Source organism: Sphaerotilus natans, assembly GCF_900156335.1.
Classification (GTDB): domain Bacteria; phylum Pseudomonadota; class Gammaproteobacteria; order Burkholderiales; family Burkholderiaceae_C; genus Sphaerotilus; species Sphaerotilus natans.
Genome location: NZ_FTMZ01000030.1, coordinates 31,450 through 51,715 on the forward strand (window position 1 = coordinate 31,450; position 20,266 = coordinate 51,715).

The 20,266-nt window shown below is 71.5% G+C and carries 17 protein-coding genes; 9 read left to right on the forward strand and 8 right to left on the reverse strand.

The genetic code is table 11. From position 1 onward, the window contains the following. The first annotated feature begins 12 nt into the window (after window positions 1-12). The 5 genes from BW996_RS19465 (at window position 13) to BW996_RS19485 (ending at window position 9,191) form a co-directional block, all read left to right on the forward strand. Window positions 13-3,645, forward strand: a complete 3,633-nt coding sequence (locus BW996_RS19465; protein ID WP_076459063.1) for a transglutaminase family protein — start codon at window positions 13-15, stop codon at window positions 3,643-3,645. A 106-nt stretch (window positions 3,646-3,751) separates the two neighbouring features. Continuing rightward, window positions 3,752-6,346 (forward strand): circularly permuted type 2 ATP-grasp protein, encoded by a 2,595-nt coding sequence (locus BW996_RS19470; protein ID WP_037485997.1) that lies wholly within the window; start codon window positions 3,752-3,754, stop codon window positions 6,344-6,346. A gap of 38 nt (window positions 6,347-6,384) precedes the next feature. Beyond that, window positions 6,385-7,359, forward strand: a complete 975-nt coding sequence (locus BW996_RS19475) for a transglutaminase family protein (protein ID WP_037486014.1) — start codon at window positions 6,385-6,387, stop codon at window positions 7,357-7,359. 61 nt (window positions 7,360-7,420) lie between these two features. Beyond that, window positions 7,421-8,221 carry a transglutaminase family protein gene (locus tag BW996_RS19480; protein ID WP_037486017.1) on the forward strand — a complete coding sequence of 267 codons (801 nt, stop codon included), beginning with the start codon at window positions 7,421-7,423 and terminating at the stop codon, window positions 8,219-8,221. 112 nt (window positions 8,222-8,333) lie between these two features. Further along, entirely contained in the window at window positions 8,334-9,191 is an 858-nt protein-coding gene (locus tag BW996_RS19485) for a hypothetical protein (RefSeq protein ID WP_051632321.1), read from the forward strand. Between the two features lie 12 nt (window positions 9,192-9,203). On the opposite strand, the gene BW996_RS19490 is transcribed toward BW996_RS19485, so the two are convergent. The 8 genes from BW996_RS19490 to lptF form a co-directional block, all read right to left on the reverse strand. After that, entirely contained in the window at window positions 9,204-10,304 is a 1,101-nt protein-coding gene (locus BW996_RS19490; RefSeq protein WP_139330959.1) for a phosphotransferase, read from the reverse strand. A gap of 85 nt (window positions 10,305-10,389) precedes the next feature. Further along, on the reverse strand, window positions 10,390-11,094 hold the full coding sequence (locus BW996_RS19495; protein WP_037486002.1) for a Crp/Fnr family transcriptional regulator: 705 nt from the start codon (window positions 11,092-11,094) through the stop codon (window positions 10,390-10,392). Continuing rightward, a complete protein-coding gene (locus BW996_RS19500) occupies window positions 11,091-11,843 on the reverse strand; it encodes a histidine phosphatase family protein (protein ID WP_037486003.1) in 753 nt (250 codons plus the stop codon). Before BW996_RS19500 ends, BW996_RS19495 begins: the two co-directional genes overlap by 4 nt. An 82-nt stretch (window positions 11,844-11,925) precedes the next feature. Beyond that, window positions 11,926-13,113: a pyridoxal phosphate-dependent aminotransferase gene (locus tag BW996_RS19505; protein ID WP_037486004.1), complete on the reverse strand. Its 1,188-nt coding sequence runs from the start codon at window positions 13,111-13,113 to the stop codon at window positions 11,926-11,928. A 34-nt stretch (window positions 13,114-13,147) separates the two neighbouring features. Beyond that, the gene (locus BW996_RS19510) at window positions 13,148-14,116 is read right to left on the reverse strand and encodes a CysB family HTH-type transcriptional regulator (RefSeq protein ID WP_037486005.1); all 969 of its coding nucleotides are present in this window, start codon (window positions 14,114-14,116) and stop codon (window positions 13,148-13,150) included. After that, window positions 14,113-14,505 (reverse strand): sirohydrochlorin chelatase, encoded by a 393-nt coding sequence (locus BW996_RS19515; RefSeq protein WP_037486006.1) that lies wholly within the window; start codon window positions 14,503-14,505, stop codon window positions 14,113-14,115. The genes BW996_RS19510 and BW996_RS19515 overlap by 4 nt, the downstream gene beginning before the upstream one ends. A 40-nt stretch (window positions 14,506-14,545) precedes the next feature. After that, entirely contained in the window at window positions 14,546-15,649 is a 1,104-nt protein-coding gene (gene lptG, locus BW996_RS19520) for an LPS export ABC transporter permease LptG (protein ID WP_037486007.1), read from the reverse strand. Between the two features lie 22 nt (window positions 15,650-15,671). Further along, window positions 15,672-16,778, reverse strand: a complete 1,107-nt coding sequence (gene lptF / locus BW996_RS19525) for an LPS export ABC transporter permease LptF (protein WP_037486008.1) — start codon at window positions 16,776-16,778, stop codon at window positions 15,672-15,674. A gap of 27 nt (window positions 16,779-16,805) precedes the next feature. Between lptF and BW996_RS19530 the strand changes: the two genes are divergently transcribed. The 4 genes from BW996_RS19530 to BW996_RS19545 form a co-directional block, all read left to right on the forward strand. Next, window positions 16,806-18,266 carry a leucyl aminopeptidase gene (locus BW996_RS19530; RefSeq protein ID WP_037486010.1) on the forward strand — a complete coding sequence of 487 codons (1,461 nt, stop codon included), beginning with the start codon at window positions 16,806-16,808 and terminating at the stop codon, window positions 18,264-18,266. Beyond that, the gene (locus BW996_RS19535; RefSeq protein ID WP_245801930.1) at window positions 18,263-18,730 is read left to right on the forward strand and encodes a DNA polymerase III subunit chi; all 468 of its coding nucleotides are present in this window, start codon (window positions 18,263-18,265) and stop codon (window positions 18,728-18,730) included. Before BW996_RS19530 ends, BW996_RS19535 begins: the two co-directional genes overlap by 4 nt. Next, entirely contained in the window at window positions 18,727-19,197 is a 471-nt protein-coding gene (locus BW996_RS19540; RefSeq protein WP_139330960.1) for a hypothetical protein, read from the forward strand. The genes BW996_RS19535 and BW996_RS19540 overlap by 4 nt, the downstream gene beginning before the upstream one ends. Window positions 19,198-19,343: 146 nt before the next feature. After that, window positions 19,344-20,266: branched-chain amino acid ABC transporter substrate-binding protein (locus BW996_RS19545; protein ID WP_076458592.1), on the forward strand; the 923-nt coding region annotated here is incomplete at its 3' end.

Genomic DNA, 20,266 nt, shown 5'->3' on the forward strand with positions numbered 1-20,266 from the left:
AAAGATCACGCCGTGTCCATCCACGTCGCTCTCCATCACGTCACCCACTACCGGTATGACCGGCCGGTGACGCTCTCGCCCCAGGTGGTGCGCCTGCGCCCGGCGCCGCACTGCCGCACGCCGGTGCTGTCGTACTCGCTGCGCGTCGAGCCCGAGACGCATTTCATCAACTGGCAGCAGGATCCGTTCTCGAACTATCTCGCCCGCCTGGTCTTCCCGGAGAAGACCACGCAGTTCAAGGTCACCATCGATCTGGTGGCCGAGATGGCGGTCTACAACCCCTTCGACTTCTTCCTCGAGCCGGGCGCCGAGAACTTCCCCTTCGTCTACGAGGACGGCCTGAAGCAGGAACTGGCCCCGTACCTGGAGCCGGCGCCGGCCACGCCCGCGCTGCAGGCCTTCCTCGACACCATCGACCGCAGCGAGGTGCGCACGATCGACTTCCTGGTCGGGCTGAACCAGCGCCTGCAGAACGAGATCCGCTACACCATCCGCCTCGAGCCGGGCGTGCAGACGCCGGAGGAGACGCTGACCAAGGCCTCGGGCTCCTGTCGCGACACCGGCTGGCTGCTGGTGGAGACGCTGCGCCACATGGGCCTGGCCGCGCGCTTCGTCTCCGGCTACCTGATCCAGCTGAAGTCCGACGTCGTCGCCCTGGATGGCCCCAGCGGCACCGAGGTCGACTTCACCGACCTGCATGCCTGGTGCGAGGTCTATCTGCCGGGCGCGGGCTGGATCGGGCTGGACCCGACCTCGGGCCTGCTGGCCGGCGAGGGCCACATCCCGCTGGCCTGCTCGCCGCAGCCCTCCAGCGCGGCGCCGATCACCGGCGCGGTCGACGAGTGCGAGGTCGAGTTCGCGCACGAGATGAAGATCACGCGCATCTGGGAATCCCCGCGCGTGACCAAGCCCTACAGCGAGGACCAGTGGTCGGCGGTGCTGGCGCTGGGCGAGCAGGTCGATGCCGAGCTGGTCGCGGGCGACGTGCGCCTGACGATGGGCGGCGAGCCGACCTTCGTCTCGGTCGACGACCGCGATGGCGCCGAGTGGAACACCGACGCGCTCGGCCCCACGAAGCGGCTCTACGCCACCGAGCTGGTACAGCGCCTGCGCGACGAGTACGGCCAGGGCGGCTTCCTGCACTTCGGCCAGGGCAAGTGGTACCCGGGCGAGCAGCTGCCGCGCTGGGCGCTGTCGGCCTACTGGCGCGCCGACGGCCAGCCGTGCTGGCACGACATGTCGCTGTTCGCCGACGAGCGCGACAACCACCAGTACACCTCGGCCGATGCCAAGCGTTTCATGCTGGGCCTGACCGCGCGCCTGGGCCTGACCGACCAGTTCGTGCAGACCGGCTATGAGGACACCTGGTACTACCTGTGGCGCGAGCGCCGCCTGCCGGTCAACGTCGACCCGTTCGACTCGCGGCTGGACGACGAGCTCGAGCGCATGCGCCTGCGCCGTGTCTTCGACCAGGGCCTGGAGCAGGAGATCGGCTACGTGCTGCCGATCAAGCCGGCCGAGGGCCCGGCGCTGGGCGGCCCGCGCTGGGTCACCGGCCCGTGGTTCTTCCGCGACGAGCGCATGTACCTGGTGCCCGGCGACTCGCCGATGGGCTACCGCCTGCCGCTGGACTCGCTGCCCTGGGTGGCGAAGAAGGACTATCCCTTCCTGATCGAGCAGGATCCGTTCGCGCCGCGCGACGCGCTGCCGGCCGCCCATGTGGTGCGCCAGCAGTACGCCGCGCATGTGGCCGGCGGCGGCTTCGCCGAAGGCGGCACGGTGGCGCTGCAGGGCGGCACCTTCGACGGCGACTACGGCTTCGGCGACATCTACGGCAATGCCGACGGCAGCACCGCCACCGGCAGCACAGCCCGTCATCCCCGCGAAGGCGGGGACCCACGCGGTCAGACGGCGCTGGATGGCGGCGTGGCCGGTGCGGCGGGCGTGGATTCCCGCCTGCGCGGCAATGACGGGAATGGGACCGGCGCGACCGGCCGCGCCGGCACCCTGTCGCCGCTCGACGGCCTGAGCGCCGAGGAACTGGCGCGCCATCCGCAGCGCTTCGAGTCGGCGCACTGGATCACCCGCACCGCGCTGTGCGTCGAGGTGCGCGACCCGCGCCGCGCCAACGGCCCGAAGGCCGAGAAGGTCGGCAGCCCGTCGGGCGTGATGTATGTCTTCATGCCGCCGCTGGCGCGCCTGGAGGACTACCTCGAACTGCTCGCCGCCATCGAGGCCACGGCGGCCGCGCAGGGCGTGAAGGTCGTGCTGGAAGGCTACCCGCCGCCGCGCGATCCGCGCCTGACGCTGCTGCAGGTCACGCCCGACCCCGGCGTCATCGAGGTCAACATCCACCCGGCGAAGAACTGGCGCCAGCTGGTCCAGCACACCGAGTTCCTCTACGACGCGGCCTGGAAGACGCGCCTGTCGACCGAGAAGTTCATGCTCGACGGCCGCCACACCGGCACCGGCGGGGGCAACCACATGGTCATGGGCGGCGCCACGCCGGCGGACTCGCCCTTCCTGCGCCGGCCGGACCTGCTGGCCTCGCTCCTGGTCTACTGGCACAACCATCCCTCGCTGTCCTACCTGTTCTCGGGCCTGTTCATCGGCCCGACCAGCCAGGCCCCGCGGGTGGACGAGGCGCGCAACGACCAGGTCTACGAGCTGGAGATCGCGCTGCGCGAGATCGAGCGCAACAAGGGTGTCTACGGCGCGGACATGCCGCCCTGGCTGGTCGACCGCACGCTGCGCAACGTGCTGATCGACGTCACCGGCAACACGCACCGCAGCGAGTTCTGCATCGACAAGCTGTATTCGCCTGATTCCAGCACCGGCCGGCTGGGTCTGCTGGAGCTGCGCGCCTTCGAGATGCCGCCGCACGCGAAGATGTCGATCGTGCAGCAGCTGCTGCTGCGCACGCTGATCGCGCGCTTCTGGAACGAGCCCTACCGCGCGCCGCTGGTGCGCTGGGGCACCGAGCTGCATGACCGCTTCCTGCTGCCGAGCTTCGTGCGCATGGACTTCGAGGACGTGATGGAGGACCTGCAGCGCGCCGGCTATGGCTTCGACGCCGCCTGGTTCGCGCCGCATTTCGAGTTCCGCTTCCCGAAGGTCGGCGAGGTCTCGGCCAAGGGCGTGCATCTGACGCTGCGCAGCGCGCTCGAGCCCTGGCACGTCATGGGCGAGGAAGGCGCGATCGGCGGCACGGTGCGCTATGTGGACTCGTCGCTGGAGCGCATCGAGGTGCATGTCAGCGGTCTGGTCGAGCGCCGCCATGTGGTGACGGTCAACGGCGTGCCGCTGCCGCTGCAGCCCACCGGCCGTGTCGGCGAGTATGTGGCGGGCGTGCGCTACCGCGCCTGGCAGCCGCCCTCGGCGCTGCACCCGACCATCGGCGTGCACGCGCCGCTGACCTTCGATCTGGTCGACACCTGGAACGAGCGTTCGCTGGGCGGCTGCCAGTACCACGTCGCGCATCCGGGCGGGCGCAACCACGAGACCTTCCCGGTGAACTCCTACGAGGCCGAGAGCCGCCGCCTGGCGCGCTTCTTCGCGATGGGTCATACCCCGGGTCGCATGGTCGTCGGCGAGACCAAGCGCAGCCTGGAGTTCCCGTTCACGCTGGACCTGCGCCGGGGCTGATCGCTGCCGCGACGGCTGATCCGGAACTGCAACATCGGTACGCGTCGGGACACGATTGCGGCTCTCCCGGAGCCGCAAGTCCCGCGCTCCGGTGCATGATGCGCCGATGCAATCGAGTCTTCTTCCCGACGAGACGCCCGGGGCGGCCCTTCTGGCCGCCGCGTCGGCGCTGGCCGGAACGACCGGACACCATGACGAGCTGCGCGGGGTGCTCGTCGGATCCGGATCCCCGGCGACCCCCTCCGGCCTGGCGCCGGTGTGGGAACGCTTCTTCGAGGCCAACGGCGTGGCCGGCTGGCTGGACCTGTCCGCACGCCTGTCGCGGGTGCAGCGCCGGGTGCGCGAGGATGGTGCGACCTACAACGTCTATGCCGAAGGCGGCGAGAGCGCACGCTCCTGGCCGCTGGAGCTGCTGCCGCTGCTGATCACGCCCGACGAGTGGCGTCACATCGAGGCCGGCGTGCGCCAGCGCGCGCGCCTGCTCGACGCGACGCTTGCCGATCTCTACGGCCCGCAGGACCTGCTGCACGACGGCCTGCTGCCGCCCTCGCTGGTGCTGGCGCATCCGCAGTACCTGAGGCCGATGCACGGCGTGCGCCCGGCCGGCAACCGCTGGCTGCATGTGGTGGCCTTCGACCTGGCGCGTGCGCCCGACGGCAGCTGGCGGGTGGTCGGCCAGCGCACCCAGTCGCCCTCGGGCCTGGGCTATCTGCTGGAGAACCGGCTGATCATCGGCCAGCAGTTTCCCGAGGCCTTCCGCGCGCTGAAAGTGCAACGGGTGGCCTCGGCCTTCCGCACGATGATCGAGGGCCTGCTGCGCGACAGCCCGGCCGGCGCGCACTCGCGCATCGCGCTGCTGACGCCGGGGCCGCGCAACGAGACCTACTTCGAGCATGTCTTCCTGGCGCGCTATCTGGGCATCACGCTGGTGGAGGGCTCGGACCTGACGGTGCGCGGCAACCGGCTTTATCTCAAGACGCTCGGCGGGCTGGAGCAGGTGCATGTGCTGCTGCGCCGGGTCGACGACGAGTGGCTCGATCCGCTGGAGCTGCGCCCGGACTCGGCGCTGGGCGTGCCGGGCCTGGTGCAGGCGGTGCGCGCCGGCGAGCTGGTGCTGGCCAATGCGCCCGGCGCCGGCGTGCTGGAAAGCCCCGGCCTGAGCGCCTTCTGGCCCGGCATCGCCGACCGGCTGCTGGGCGAGCCCCTGAAGCTGCCGGCGCACACCAGCTGGTGGTGCGGCGAGGCCAGCGTCTGGGAGGCGACCCGCCCGCGGCTGCGCGACTACCTGATCGTGCCGACCTTCCCGGCCGGCGCGGTGACGCGCAGCTTCGCGCCGGTGATGACCAGCGAGCTCTCGCCGCAGGCGCTGCGCGAGTGGGAGGCACGCATCGACGCCGACCGCGCCGCGCACACGCTGGTGATGCCGGCGCGTCCCTCCGAGCTGCCGGTCTGGCATGGCGGACGGCTCGAGCCGCGCCCGGTGGTGGTGCGGGTCTACGCGATGTCGGACGGCGCCGGTGGCTGGCAGGTGCTGCCCGGCGGCCTGACCCGGGTGGCCGGGCGGCGCAGCGGCGTCGATGCCTACCTGTCGATGCAGTCCGGCTCGGCCAGCACCGACACCTGGGTGCTGACCGACGGCGAGGTCGACGCCACCACGCTGCTGCCGCGTCCGCTCGATGCTGCCGACCTGGCCGGCTGGCGACGGGTGGTCACCAGCCGGGCGGCGGAAAATCTCTTCTGGCTCGGCCGCTACACCGAGCGGGCCGAGAACTCGGTGCGGCTGGCGCGGCTGGCGCTGGAGGCGCTGCCCGCGGGCAGCGCGCCGGTGCTGCAGGTGCTGCACCGGCTGCTGGTCGGGCAGGGCATGATCGGCGCGGCGGTACCGCTGCCGGTGCAGGGCTCCTCGCAGGCCGCAAGGGTGTTCGAGCGGGCGCTGATCCATTCGCTCGGCGACACCCGCGGCAGCTTCAGCGTGGCCTACAACCTGCAGGCGCTGCGCCAGTGCGCCGAGGCGCTGCGCGAGCGGCTCTCGACCGAGCACTGGGGTCTGATCAAGCACCTGAGCGAGCTGTTCTCTCGCCAGCTCGCCGGCATCGGCGCGCGCGAGGGCCACGAGCCGCTCAGCGACGTGCTGGGCGTGCTCAACCAGGCCGCGCTGCATCTGGCGGCCATCACCGGCGCGCAGACCGACCGCATGACCCGCGACGACGGCTGGCGCCTGCTCAGCGTCGCGCGCCAGATCGAGCGGCTCGACATGCTGGCGCAGGCGCTGGAGGCCGGCTTCGAGGCCGGGCTGCACGATCTGGACGACGGCTTCGCGCTGCTGCTGGGCCTGTTCGACTCGACCATCACCTACCGCGCGCAGTTCCAGGCCCGCCGCGAGGTGCCGCCGCTGCTGCATCTGCTGGTGCAGGACACCGACAACCCGCGCTCGCTGGCCTGGGTGGCGCGCACGCTGCGCGAGCGGCTGCGCAAGCTCGCCCGCCACGATCCGGACTGGGCCGCGGCGGTCACGCTGACCCTGCCGCGCCCGTCGGACTGGTCGCTCGAGACGCTCAGCACCCGCGACGCCCACGGCCGCCACAGCGCCCTGATGAGCGCGCTGCAGGAATGCCACCAGGCCGCGCTGGGCGTCTCCGGCGAGATCAGCCGGCATCTGTTTTCCCATGTCGGCCCGGCCGACCGCACCGTCTGGCAATGACGCTTCCCGAGATCCAAGAGCCTTCCGAGCCCCTCGAAGTGGTCGATCCGCAGGCGCCGCGCCGCCTGCGGGTGCTGCACGAGACCTGCTACGACTACGACGCGCCGGTCGAGCTGGCCCATCACCTGGGCATGCTGCGCCCGCGCCACACGCCGCTGCAGCAGGTGCTGGAGTGGCAGCTGACGGTCACGCCGCAGCCCGATGTCACTGCAATGGCTGCTGGCGAGGTGGTGCTGCCGGCTGGGCTGCGCGCCGGCGACGAGACGGTGCTGGTCACGCCGGGCGTGCAGCAGAGCCTCGACCCCTGGGGCAATCACCGGGTGAGCTTCTCGCATTCGCGGGTGCATGACCGGCTGGTGGTCAGCTCCAGCTTCGTCGCCGACATCGCGCCGCTGCCGCGGCTGCAGCCCGAGGCCAGTCCGGCCTGGGAGGTGGTCGCCGAGCGGCTCGACTACCGGCCCGGCGCCGGCTTCGAGCCGGCCGTGGAGTTCACGCTGGGCTCGCTGTACGCGCCGCGCGAGGCCTCGCTGGCGCGCTTCGGCGCCGAGGTCTTCCGCCCGGGCGTGCCGCTGCTGGCCGGGGCGCTGGCGATGATGCACCTGATCCATCGCCGCTTCGAGTACCGGCCGCTGGCCACCTCGGTCAACACCCGCGCGCCCGAGGCGCTGGCGCAGCGCCAGGGCGTCTGCCAGGACTTCGCCCATGTGATGATCGGCGCGATGCGCTCGCTCGGGCTGGCGGCGCGCTATGTCAGCGGCTATCTGCTGACGCAGCCGCCGCCGGGGCAGCCGCGGCTGGTCGGCGCCGATGCCTCGCATGCCTGGGTCGCGGTCTGGTGCCCGCTGCATGGCTGGGTCGCGCTCGATCCGACCAATGCGGTGCCCGCCGGCCTCGATCATGTGACGCTGGCCTGGGGCCGCGACTATGCCGACGTGGCACCGCTGCGTGGCGTGATCCGCGGCGGCGGCCGTGCGGTGCCGCGTGTCGGCGTGACGGTGATGCCGATGGAGTGAGCGCCGATGGCGTGAGCGGGCCCCGGCTCCGGGCGCGATTCTTGCGATCGTGGTGCGGATCGTGAAACTGAAAATCCGTCACCTGACCCGCTACCGCTACGCCAGCCCGCTGCGCGCCGCGGTCCAGACCCTGTGCCTGACGCCCGGCTCCGGCGCCGGGCAGCAGGTCCACCACTGGTGCCTCGATGTCAGCGGCCGGCTGCAGCCGCACACCGACGCCTGGGGCAACCGCAGCCATCTGATGCACATCGAGGCCGGCGAGCGCGAGCTGCGCTGCGAGGCCTCCGGCGTGGTCGAGACGCACGGCCAGGCCTGGTCGCCGGAGCTGGCCGGGCCGGATCCTCGTGTCTATCTGGCGCCCTCGCCGCTGGCCGTGCTGGATGCAGCGATGCGCCATGATCTGCGCGAGGCCGGTCTGGACGCGCCGCGCGACGAAGACCAGGCGCTGGCGCTGGCCCGCCATGTGGCCGCACGGGTGCGCTATCGCTCCGGTGCCACCGATGCCACCACCACCGCGGCACAGGCCTGGCAGGGCGGAGCGGGCGTCTGCCAGGACCAGGCGCATGCCTTTGTCGCCGCCTGTCGCGGTCTGGGCGTTCCGGCCCGCTATGTCAGCGGCTATTTCCATGCGCCGGGCAGCGAGTCGCTGGCCAGCCATGCCTGGGCCGAGATCTGCCCCGATCCGGCCTCGCGCCGCTGGCTGGGTATCGACATCACCCATGTCGGGCTGGTCGACGCGCGTCATGTGCGGCTGGCGGTCGGCCCCGACTATGCGGCCTGCTCGCCGATCCGCGGCGTGCGCAGCGGCGGCGGGCGCGAGCGGCTGACGGTCGAGGTGGAGATCGTCGCGCTGCCGGGCTGAGCGGCGCGGCCGTGCCCCCTGACCGCGTGGGAAGCTGCGGAACCGGCAGAACTTCAGCCCGGTTGCGGTCTGGCCGATAAGGAGGCAGAGAAACCGCCTTCACCCGTCCACCATGTTCAAGGCCTTGCAGAAGCTGCAGAAGATGTTCGGCTCCCGTCCGGAGGACGAGCCCGACTCGCGGCTGCTTGATGGCTGGGCCCACAGCCGCGGGCATCAGCTCAAGCGGGTACGGCGCGGCGAAGGCCGGGTGATCGAGTTCGACTGCGATGACCGGCGCGGGCGCATGGAATGGGGCCCCTCGCACCGGGCCTACATCAAGGGCCGCGAGCTGCGCATCCGCATCGACGCCGGACTGCCCGGGCAGATGGAGATGATGCTCATGTCGCGCCGTCTGGCCCAGCAGCTCGGCGGCGAGGCCTACCAGACGCTGACCAGCGCCCACCAGACCGGCATCGATGCCGATCTGCCCGAGGAGGTGCGCTGGCTGTCGATGCTCGAGAAGGTGCCGGTCCCGTCATCGGCCGCCGGCTATGTGCTGATGTCGTCCTCGCCGGTGCACGCGCGGCGCTGGCTGGATGGCGATCTGCTCAGCCGCGTCAGCCGGGCCTCCAACCTCTGGCTTGGCGACACCGCGCCGCTGGTGCTGATGACGCTGCGCGGCTGCATCCACCTGCGCACTGAGGCGGGCGCGCTGGAGGAGTCGATGCTCGACGGCGCCCGTGCGCTGGCGCAGTCGGCCCTGCTGTCGGCCCGCCAGGCGCTGCTGCGCCCGGTCGACGAGCCCGATGCACCACCGCCCGCGCCGCTGCGCCCGGGCCTGTCGAGTGCGGCTGGCGGCCGGCGCATCGGCGCGATGGGGCCGCCCTCGGGCTTCGAGAATCCGTCGGTGCTGGAACTGCCGATGGACAGCGACATGATGGCGATGTCGATGCCTGCGCCCACCCAGCCGCCGCCGACGCCGCGGCGCTGAGCCTCCGCCCGGTCAGCGCGCCCCGGCACGCTGCGCGTGCCGCCAGGCCAGCTCGGCCATCGGGCGGGCGCCGGCCGCGGCCTGGCGGGCCTGCGCGCTCGAGGCGGTGCCGTCGACCACCCGGCGCGCGATGCCCTGCAGGATCGCGCCGATGCGGAACAGGTTGTAGGCGAGGTAGTAGTCCCAGTCGGCCAGCAGCGCCTCGACCGCGTCGGCCGTCATGCCGGGGCGGGTGCGCGCCAGGTAGCGGCGCACATGGTCGTCCTCGGCTGGAATGCCCAGCGCGGGCAGGTCGCAGCCGCCGATGCCGCGGAATGCGCCCGGCGGGATGTGCCAGGACATCGCGTGATAGCTGAAGTCGGCGATCGGGTGGCCCAGCGTCGACAGCTCCCAGTCCAGCACCGCCAGCACCCGCGGCTCGGTCGGATGGAAGATCAGGTTGTCGAGCCGGTAGTCGCCATGCACCACCGCGACCTGCGTGTCGTCGCGCGCGGCCGCAGGCAGATGGGCCGGCAGCCAGTCGATCAGCCGGTCCATCTCGGCGATGGGTTCGGTGACCGAGGCCTGGTACTGGCGACTCCAGCGCGCGATCTGGCGCTCGAAGTAGCTGCCCGGGCGGCCGAGGTCGCCCAGACCGACCGCCTGCGGATCGACCCGGTGCAGCGCGGCGATCACGCGGTTCATCTCGTCATAGATCGCGCCGCGCTCGGCCGGTGTCATGCCCGGCAGCGTCTGGTCCCACAGCACCCGGCCCTCGACATGCGCCATCAGGTAGAAGGCGCGGCCGATCACCGTCTCGTCCTCGCACAGCAGCAGCATGCGCGGCACCGGCACCTCGGTGGTGGCCAGCGCGCCCATCACCCGGAATTCCCGCTCGATCGCGTGTGCCGAGGGCAGCAGCTTCGCCGCCGGTCCCGGCTTGGCGCGCATCACCCATTGGCCGGAGGGCGTGCGCAGCCGGAAGGTCGGGTTGGACTGGCCGCCGCTGAACTGCTCGACCTGCAGCGGGCCGTCGAAGCCGTCGAGCCGCCCGCGCAGCCAGGTGGCCAGCGCGTCGGTGTCGAAGGCATGCTGAGGAGCGACCGGGCGGGTGGTCGGGGCGGGAGCGGTCATCGCAGGCATCTCCGGGCAGGGGAGGAATCGGGGCGGCGGCGCTTCGGTGACGGACGGTCAGCGATCAGTGGTCAGCGATCAGTGGTCATCGCTCGGCGATCGCCATGAGCTTCTCGCGCGAGAGCACCACCAGTCGCGTCGGCTCGACCCGCACCGCGCCCTCGCGCTCGAAGCTCTTGAGCTCCTGGTTGACGCGCTGGCGCGAGGCGCCCACCAGCTGCGCCAGGTCTTCCTGCGCCAGCTGCAGGCCGATGCGGATCTCCTCGCCGTGGCTGATGCCGTAGCTGCGCGACAGGTGCAGCACCTGCTTGGCCAGCCGGGCCGACAGCGGCCGGGTGTTCAAGTCCTCGAAGGAGGCGAACATCAGCCGCAGCCGGCGGCAGTTCAGCCGCAGCAGCGCCTCCGACAGCTCCGCATGGCGCGAGAGCAGGTCGAAGAAGTCATGCTTGCGCACGATCAGCAGCGTGGTCGGGCCGTGCGTGGTGGCGTCATGGGTGTGCGGCAGGCCGTCGAACAGCGAGATGTCGCCGAACCAGGTGCCGGGCTCGACATAGGTCAGCGTGATCTGCTTGCCCGACATCGACACCGAGCTGGCGCGCACCGCGCCGCTGGCCACCGCCATCCAGTCGGTGGCGGGGGCGCCGCGGGTGCCGATCTGGATGCCGTCGGGGTAGCGGCGGATGATGGTGCGGCTGATGATGTCGTGGCGCAGCGCCGGCGACAGCTTGGAGAACCAGGAGCCGGATTCGATGTTCCGGCGCTCCTCGGGGGTCAGGACAGGGGTGGTCATCGCGTCGTCAGGCCGCCGGCGTACTGCGCCAGCAGTCTTTCCATCGTGGTGGTGCGTTCGTCGGGCTGCAGCCAGTCGGTGGGCGAGAGGTTGACGGCGCGCAGCACCGCATCCTGTCCGCCGGGGCCGAGATCGACGATGTTGATGCAGGCCGGCGACTGTTCCAGCCGGCCGAGAAAGGCGCGGCCGCCGCACAGCCAGCCCGACAGCAGCGCGCGGTTGACGCCGCCGTGCAGCACCAGCAGCGCGGTCTGCCAGCCGGCGTCGTCCTGCAGCCGCGCCATCGCCGGCAGCACCCGGTCGAGCAGCGCGCCGATCGTCTCGCCGCCGAGAAAGGCGCGCTGCTCGATCCTCTGCGCCTGGGTCTCGCCGGGCGCCGGCTCGAACGCGCCGGTGAAGGCCGCGCGCAGCTGCTCCGGCGCCAGGCTGGACAGCCGGCCCGGGCGGATCTCCTCGAAGTCCGGCTCGATGTCGATCGGCCGCTCGGACTGGCCGCAGGCGGCCAGCACCCGGCGCGCGGTCTCCAGCGTGCGGGGCAGGCCGCTGACGACGACCCGGTCGAAGGCGACGCCCGCTGCAGCGAACAGCGTGCCAGCCGCATCGGCCTGAGCGCGGCCGGCGGCGTTCAGCGGCACCTCGTGCGGGGGCAGCGGCGTGCCGTCGGGCAGGAAATAGTCGACCGCCCCGTGCCGCATCAGGTAGAGGCGGCGCCGGGGCGGCGGGGTGAAGAGATCGGCGGCAATCGGCATGGGCGCCGATTCTGGCATGCAAAAAAGAACGATCGTTCGTTCTTTCTGGCGCAAACGGTTCCGATCAGATCGGGACTTTCCCTCAGGCCTGCGGACCGTGCGGGACCAGGTGCTGGCGCAGCCGCTCGAGCGCGCGCTCGAGCGTCTCGTCGCGCTTGGCGAAGCACAGCCGCGCGAACTGCTGGTCGCGCCCGTCCGGGTAGAAGGCCGACAGCGGAATGGCGGCCACGCCGACCTCGCGGGTCAGCCATTCGCAGAAGGCGACTTCTGGCAGCGCGGCGATCTCCGGCGCCAGGCCGGCGTAGCTCACGCACTGGAAATAGGTGCCTTCGCAGGGCAGCAGCGCGAGACCCGTGCCGGCCAGCCCGGCGCGGAACCGGTCGCGCTTGCCTTGGTAGAAGGCCGGCAGCTCGAGGTAGGGCGCCGCATCCGTCATGAAGGCCGCCAGCGCGTGCTGCATCGGCGTGTTGACGGTGAAGACGTTGAACTGGTGGACCTTGCGGAACTCGGCCATCAGCGCGGCCGGCGCGGCGACGAAGCCGACCTTCCAGCCGGTGACGTGGTAGGTCTTGCCGAAGCTGGAGATCAGCACCCCGCGCTCGGCCAGCGCGGGGTGGCGCGCGATGCTCTGGTGCGTCGCGCCGTCGTAGACCATGTGCTCGTAGACCTCGTCGGCCAGCACCAGGATGTCGGTGGGGGCCAGCAGCGCGGCGAGCTGCTGCATCTCGGCCTCGGTCCAGACGGTGCCGGTCGGGTTGTGCGGTGTGTTGATCAGGATGGCGCGGGTCCGGGGCGTGATCGCCGCGGCGATGGCGGCGAAGTCGGGGCGGAAGCGGCCCGGCGTCAGCGCCACATGCACCGCGCGCGCCCCCGCCAGCAGGATCGAGGGCTCGTAGCTGTCGTAGCAGGGATCGAGCACGATCACCTCGTCGCCCGGATGCACCAGCGCCAGGATGGCGGTCAGGATCGCCTGGGTGGCGCCGGCGGTGACGGTGATTTCCAGGCCGGGATCGTAGGCGCGGCCGTGCAGCGCGGCGATCTTGGCGGCGATGGCCTCGCGCAGCGCGGGCACGCCGGCCATCGGCGGGTACTGGTTGTGGCCGGCGTCGAGCGCGTCCTTGACCGCCTGCATCAGCCGCGGGTCGCCGTCGAAGTCCGGGAAGCCCTGGCCGAGGTTGACCGCGCCGTGCTGCTGCGCCAGCGCGCTCATCGTGGTGAAGATGGTCGTGCCGACAGCCGGAAGGCGGCTGGTGAGGGCGGGCGTGGGCATCGGGGGTCTCCAGGGCAAAGGCGGTGGGCGGGGCTCAGAGGCCGTCGCTGGCGGCGGGCTGGTCGAGGCTCTGGCCGAGCATCGCGCGCTCGATCAGCGGCCGGGTCAGCCGGTCCGACAGCAGCTCGGCGAAGGTGTAGACGAAGTTGCGCAGGTAGGCGCCGCGCTTGAAGGCGATGCGCGCCACGTTCGGGCCGAACAGATGGCCGACCGGCCGCGCGGTCAGGTCGCCGCCGGGGGCGCACAGCACATCGTCGAGCACCGCCATCTCGGCGACCAGCCCCACGCCCAGACCCAGCCGGACATAGGTCTTGATGACGTCCGAGTCGATCGCCTCCAGCACGAAGCTGGGCTTGAGGCCGCGCTGCTCGAAGGCCGCGTCGATCTTCGAGCGGCCGGTGAAGGACGGGTGGTAGGAGATCAGCGGCTCGGCGGCGAGCTGCTCGAGCGTCGGGCGCTCCAGCCGCGCCAGTGGATGGCCGACCGGCAGCACCGCGACATGGCGCCACTCGTAGCAGGGCAGCGTCACCAGCTCGTCGTACTGGGTCAGCCGCTCGGTGGCCATGCCGATCTCGGCCGCGTCGTCGAGAATCATCTGCGCCACGTCCTCGGGCGTGCCCTGGTGCAGGCTGACCGCGACCTTGGGGTAGCGCGAGCGCAGCGCCGCCACCGGCGTGGGCAGCACGTAGCGCGCCTGGGTGTGGGTCGCGGCGATGGAGAGCGTGCCGGCCTCCTGGCGCGAGTAGTCCTCGCCGATGCGCTTGAGATTGGCGACCTCGCGCATGATGATCTCGATCGACTGCAGCACCTGGCGGCCGGGTTCGGTCACGCGGCGCAGCCGCTTGCCGTGGCGCGCGAAGATGTCCACGCCCAGTTCCTCCTCCAGCTCGAGGATAGCCTTGGAGATGCCGGGCTGCGAGGTGTGCAGCGCGCGGGCGGTCTCGGTCAGGTTCAGGTTGCGCCGGGCGGCCTCCTGGACGAAGCGGAACTGGTGCAGGTTCATGCGGCGGGCGCTCCGGCGCGGGGGTCGTCGACCAGCGTCAGCGCGGCCTGCGCGATCGCGCGGGTGATGGCCTCGGTCTCGCCGATCGCGGCGGTGTCGCGGATCGTCACCGCCGGCAGCTGCGCGCGCAGGCGGGCCAGCAGCTCGGGCAGGTCGCGGCGCACATGGCCGCCGGCGCCCAGGAACAGCGGCACCACGGTGATCGTGGTGCAGCCCTGCGCGGCCAGCGCGTGGGCGGCCGCGTCCAGGCGCGGCTCCATCAGCTCGAGATAGGCCAGCGCGACCGGGCGGCCGCCGGCGGCCTCGCGCATGCGCGCGGCGATGGTCTCGAAGGGGCGCGCCCAGGCGGGATCGCGGGCGCCGTGGGCGAACAGCAGGATGCCTTGCATCGGGGGTCTCCGGACAGGGTGCAGGATGGGGTGGGGGGCGTCAGCGGTAGCGCACCAGCCAGCTGAAGGCCGCCAGCGACATCAGCAGGTAGACCACGCTGGGCACGCTGGCGGCCAGCCAGGGCGTCCAGTCGTGCAGCAGGCCCAGATGGCCGCTGACATTGTTGAGCAGCACGAAGCTGATGCCCAGCAGGATGCCACCGAAGACCTTCAGCGGCACGCCGCCGGCGCGGGCGTGCAGGTAGGCGAAGGGCAGGGCCAGGCCCAGCATCACCAGGCAGGCGAAGGGGTAGAGCGCCTTCTTCCAGAACTGGATCGCATGGCGCTGGGCGGTCTGCTCATGGTTGGAGAGGTGGCTCATGTAGGTCCACAGCGCCGCGGTCGACATGGTGCGCAGCGGCAGCACCGCGGCCGAGACCACCTCGCGGGTCAGCGTCGAGGGCCAGTCGAGCGTGGCGTGGCGGCGGTCGGGCTGCAGCGCCGGCGTGGCATCGGCCGCCCACTGCGACACCAGCACGCCTTCGAGCCGCCAGGTGCCGTCGGCGCCGACCCGCGCGCGCTCGGCGGTGGTGCGGGTGCGCAGCTCGCCCTTCGGGCCGAACTCGAGAATGCGCACCCGCTCGAGCTCGCCCTCGTCGGGCGCCGCGCCGATGCTGATGGTGAAGCGGTGCTCGCCGTCGGCCTCGGCACGGCTGTCGCGCAGCCACAGGCCACCGCGCCCGACCGACAGCCCGCCATGGCGGCGCGACTCGATCACGGTGGCCTGCGCGTCGCACCAGGGCGCGACATAGTCGCCGACGACGAAGGTCAGCGCTGCCATCACCAGCCCCAGCCGCGTCAGCAGCCACAGCGCGCGCCCCGGCCCCAGGCCGCCGGTGCGCAGGATGGTGAACTCGCTCGACTGCGCCAGCCGGGCCAGCGCGTAGATCGCGCCGATCAGCAGCGCGATCGGCATCAGCTCGTAGAGATGGCCGGGCAGCTGCAGCACGCACACCAGCAGCGCCTGCTCGAGGCGATAGTCGCGCCCGATCGCGTCGAGCTCGCTCACCAGGTCGATGAAGAAGAACAGGCCCAGAAAGGCCAGCGTGACGAACAGCGTCGCGCCGAGAATCTCGCGGTAAAGCAGCCGCCGGACGGTGCGCATGGTCGGTCGTTCGTTCGGGAATTCAGGAGGTCGGTGAAGGGGGGCGGTGCCAGGGCAGGCGCGGCAGGTTCGAGCCCGCCACCCGCCAGCGCAGCAGCGCCAGCGCGCCGGCCAGCATCGAGCCGTGCACCGCCAGCAGGGCGCCTGCGGCCGGCAGCCGGCCGTTGGCCACCCAGGCCTGGCTCAGCGAGACCAGGTTGAAATAGACGACGAAGCCCAGCAGCGCCACCATCAGCACCCAGTTGTTGCCGCCGCGCGGCCCGCCCGAGGCCAGGCCGATGCCCCACAGCAGCAGGTTGAAGGCGGCCAGGATCATGCCCAGGCGCCAGACCAGCTCGCCGCGGCTGCGGGCGCTGTCCGCGCGCAGCAGGGCCAGCGTGTCCTGCGCCTTCGGAGGCAGCTCGACCAGCGGGCCGGCGCTTTTCTCGCCGATGCGCACCACATAGCGCTCGAAGCGCGCGATGGTGCGGGTGCCGCCCTCGACATCGAGATCGGTGCGCGCGCCGTTCGACAGCACCAGCTCGCGCTGGCCGTCCTCGCGCGGCTCGATGCGCCCGGCCTGGGCGGTGGTCACCGACTCGCCGTCCTCGCGCTGGTCGAGAATGAAGATGTTGCGCCCGTCGCTGCTGTCGGCCGACTGCTTGTCGAGAAAGAACACCCGCCGGCCGTCGCTGGAGGTCTGGAACTGGCCCGGCGCGACCCGCGACAGGTCGGAGCGGCGCTCGTAGCGGTCGCGCAGCTCGGTGGTGTTGCGGTTGGCCCAGGGCCAGACCAGCAGCATCAGCGCCGCCACCGCCACCAGCACCGGTACGGCGAAGCGCAGCACCGGCCGCACGAAGCGCGCGATCGACACGCCGCTGCTGAACCAGACCGCCATCTCGCTGTCGCGGTACATGCGCGTGAGCACCGACACCACCGCGACGAACAGCGACAGGCTCAGCATCGTCGGCAGCTGCGCCAGCGCGATGTAGCCCAGCAGCAGCACGACATCCTGCGGCGAGACCTTGCCGCCGGCGGCCATGCCGAGGGTGCGGATCAGCATCATCGTCAGCACGATCGTCAGGATGACGATCAGCGTGCCGCCGAAACTTCGGGAAAGATCCTTGCGTAGGGTGGAATCGAATAACATCGGCGCGTCTTGGAACAGCGCGGAATTATGGACGTTCGAACTCTCGTGGCGGAATCGCCGGACTTTTCGCAACTCGACCGCGAGGCGCTGGTCGTGGTCGTGCCTCCGGATCGTGCCCAGTGGCAGCTCGACGCGGCGCTGTGTGCGCTGCTCGACGAGGCGGTGGCCGCCGGCGACCTGGCGCTCAAGCCGGGGCGCACGCTCTATGTGCATCGCCCGGCCGGCCTGAAGGCCGCGCGGCTGGCGGTCGCGGTGGCCGCCGACGGCAGCGCCCGCGCCTGGAAGAAGGCGTTGGCCGCCGGCCTGGGCCTGATCAAGGGAGGCGGCGCCAGCCGTGCCGCGCTGGTCTGGGCGGGCTCAGGCCAGCCCGACGCCGCGATGGCCGAGGCTGCGGCCTGCGTGGCCGCTGATCTGGTCTATGTCTACCGTCTGACCAAGCCGAGCGCGCCCGAGGCTTCGCGCCTGGTCACGGTCGAGCTGGTCTGTGCGCCGGCCGCCGAAGCCGAGGTGAGCACCGGTCTGGCGCGCGGCGCCGCGATCGCCGCCGGCGTCGAGCTGGCGCGCGAGGTCGCCAACCGCCCGGCCAACCACTGCACGCCTTCGCATCTGGCCGACGAGGCCCGCGCGCTGGCGAAGATGAAGGGCGTCAAGGCCGAGATCCTCGAGCGCAAGGAGATCGAGGCGCTGGGCATGGGCTCCTTCCTGGCCGTCGCCCAGGGCTCGGAAGAGCCGCCGCGCTTCATCGTGCTGAAGTACCAGGGCGCGGGCAAGAAGGACGCGCCGGTGGTGCTGGTCGGCAAGGGCATCACCTTCGACACCGGCGGCATCTCGATCAAGCCGGCCGCCGAGATGGACGAGATGAAGTTCGACATGGGCGGCGCCGCCAGCGTGCTGGGCACCTTCCGCGCGGTGGCCGCGCTGCGCCCCAAGGTCAACCTGATCGGCCTGATCCCGACCTGCGAGAACATGCCCGACGGCCGCGCGGTCAAGCCCGGCGACGTGGTCACCTCGATGTCGGGCCAGACGATCGAGATCCTCAACACCGATGCCGAAGGTCGGCTGATCCTGTGCGACGCGCTGACCTACGCCGAGCGCTTCAAGCCGGCGGCGGTGGTCGACATCGCCACGCTGACGGGCGCGTGCATCATCGCGCTGGGCCATCACCACGCCGGCCTCTTCAGCCCGGACGACGCGCTGGCCGACACGCTGCTGGCCGCGGGCCGTGCCGCGCAGGACACCGCCTGGCGCCTGCCGCTCGACGAGGAGTACGACGAGGTGCTCAAGAGCAACTTCGCCGACGTGCCCAACGTCGGCCCGCGTGCGGGCGGCGCGATCACCGCGGCCAAGTTCCTGCAGCGCTTCGCCCAGGCCTACCGCTGGGCGCACCTCGACGTGGCGGGCGTGGCCTTCCGCGGCGGTGCAGCCAAGGGCGGCACCGGCCGCCCGGTGCCGCTGCTGACGCACTTCGTGCTGTCGCAGGCCCAGTGAGCGATGCCTCCGTGAGCGCGGACGGCGTGATGCCGGCGGTCGCCTTTCACTTCAACGTGCCCGAGCGCCGTGGCTATGTCTGCCGACTGCTGCGCAAGGCCTGGCGCAGCGGTGCGCGGGTGGTGGTGACCGGCGAGGCGGCGATGCTCACCGAGATCGACCGGCTGCTGTGGACCTTCGAGCCGCTGGAATTCGTGCCGCACTGGCGCGGCGCGGATGCCGACGTGGTGCCGCAGCGGCTGCGCGAGACGCCGGTGCTGCTGCTCGAGCGCCACAGCCCGGCGCTGGGCCATGACGTGCTGGTCAACCTCGGGCACGAGGTGCCGTCCGACTGGCAACAGTACCGGCGTGTCATCGAGGTGGTCAGTCGCGACGAGTTCGATCGCGATCGCGCGCGCGCGCGCTGGCGCCGCTACGGCGCTGCCGGCGCGACCATCGAGAAGCACGAGGCGGGCGGCGCATGAGCCCGACTGGCATGCCGCCGCGCATCGCGCCGCCCGAGGTGCCGGTCCTCACCGAGGTGGTGCTGCCGGCCCGGCCCGAAGTTGCGCTGCCGGAAGCACTACCGGCTGCAGGCGGTGGCGGCGCGCTGCCCGCGGCCGAGGCGGTGGCGGTCGCGCTGGCCATCGAGTCCGGCCGCAGCCTGCTGTCCGCGGGGGCTTCGGCCGTGGCCGAAGCTGCGTCGTCGCCGACAGCGGCCGCCGCGCTGCCGGCCGATCTGCAGGAGCAGATCGTGCTGCAGGTGCTCGGCGACATGCAGCGTCAGGTCGACCGGCTGCTGGAGTTCCGGCTGCGCGAGAGCCTGGCGCCGGTGCTCGAGCGCCTGGCCGACAGCCTGGTCGACGAGGTCCGCGAGCAGCTGGTGCTCACGCTGCGTGACGTGGTGCGCCGGGCGGTGGCGCAGGAGCTGGCGCGGCATCGCTCGCGCTGAAGTCCCGGCGTCATCCGGATCGGCGGCTCCGCCGTTGTCTGAGGGCTTACCCGCGAACTTGATCCAGCCGCTGGAGAGCGGTCCGGATTTGGGTTAAGTTTTCCGCCTGTCATTCCCCATCATTCGCAACCCTGGAGTTCTGATCCATGAATCACAAGCTCAATGTCGCTCTCGCTGGCCTGGCGCTGCTGGCTGCCGCAGGCTCTGCCTCGGCCCAGGAAGTGGTCAAGATCGGCCATGTGGGCCCGACGAGCGGCGGCATCGCGCACCTGGGCAAGGACAACGAGAACGGCGCGCGCATGGCCGTGGACGAGCTCAATGCCAAGGGCGTGACGATCGGCGGCAAGAAGGTGAAGTTCGAGCTGCTGGCCGAGGACGACGGCGGTGACCCGAAGCAGGGCACGGCGGCGGCGCAGAAGCTGGTGGACTCGAAGGTCGCCGGCGTGGTGGGCCACCTGAGCTCGGGCACGTCGATCCCGGCGTCGAAGATCTACAGCGACGCGGGCATTCCGCAGGTGTCGCCGACGGCGACGAACCCGAAGTACACGCGCCAGGGCTTCAAGACGACCTTCCGCGTGGTGGCGGACGACGTGCACCTGGGCGGCACGCTGGGCAAGTACGCGGTGACGCAGCTCAAGGGCAAGTCGATCGCGGTGATCGATGACCGCACCGCCTACGGTCAGGGCGTTGCCGACGAGTTCGAGAAGGGCGTGAAGGCCGCGGGCGGCCGCACGGTGGCGCGCGAGTTCACCAACGACAAGGCGACGGACTTCACCGCGATCCTGACCAACCTGAAGGCGAAGAAGCCGGACATCGTGTTCTTCGGCGGGATGGACGCGGTGGCGGGCCCGATGATCCGGCAGATGAAGCAGCTGGGCATCAAGGCGAAGTTCATGGGCGGCGACGGCATCTGCTCGGGCGAGCTGCCCAAGCTGTCGGGCGGCGCGATGGAGGACAGCCAGGTGGTGTGCGCCGAGGCTGGCGGCGTCGAAGGCGAGCAGAAGAAGGGCATGGACGAGTTCAAGGCCCGCTTCAAGACGAAGTTCAACGCGGACGTGCAGATCTACGC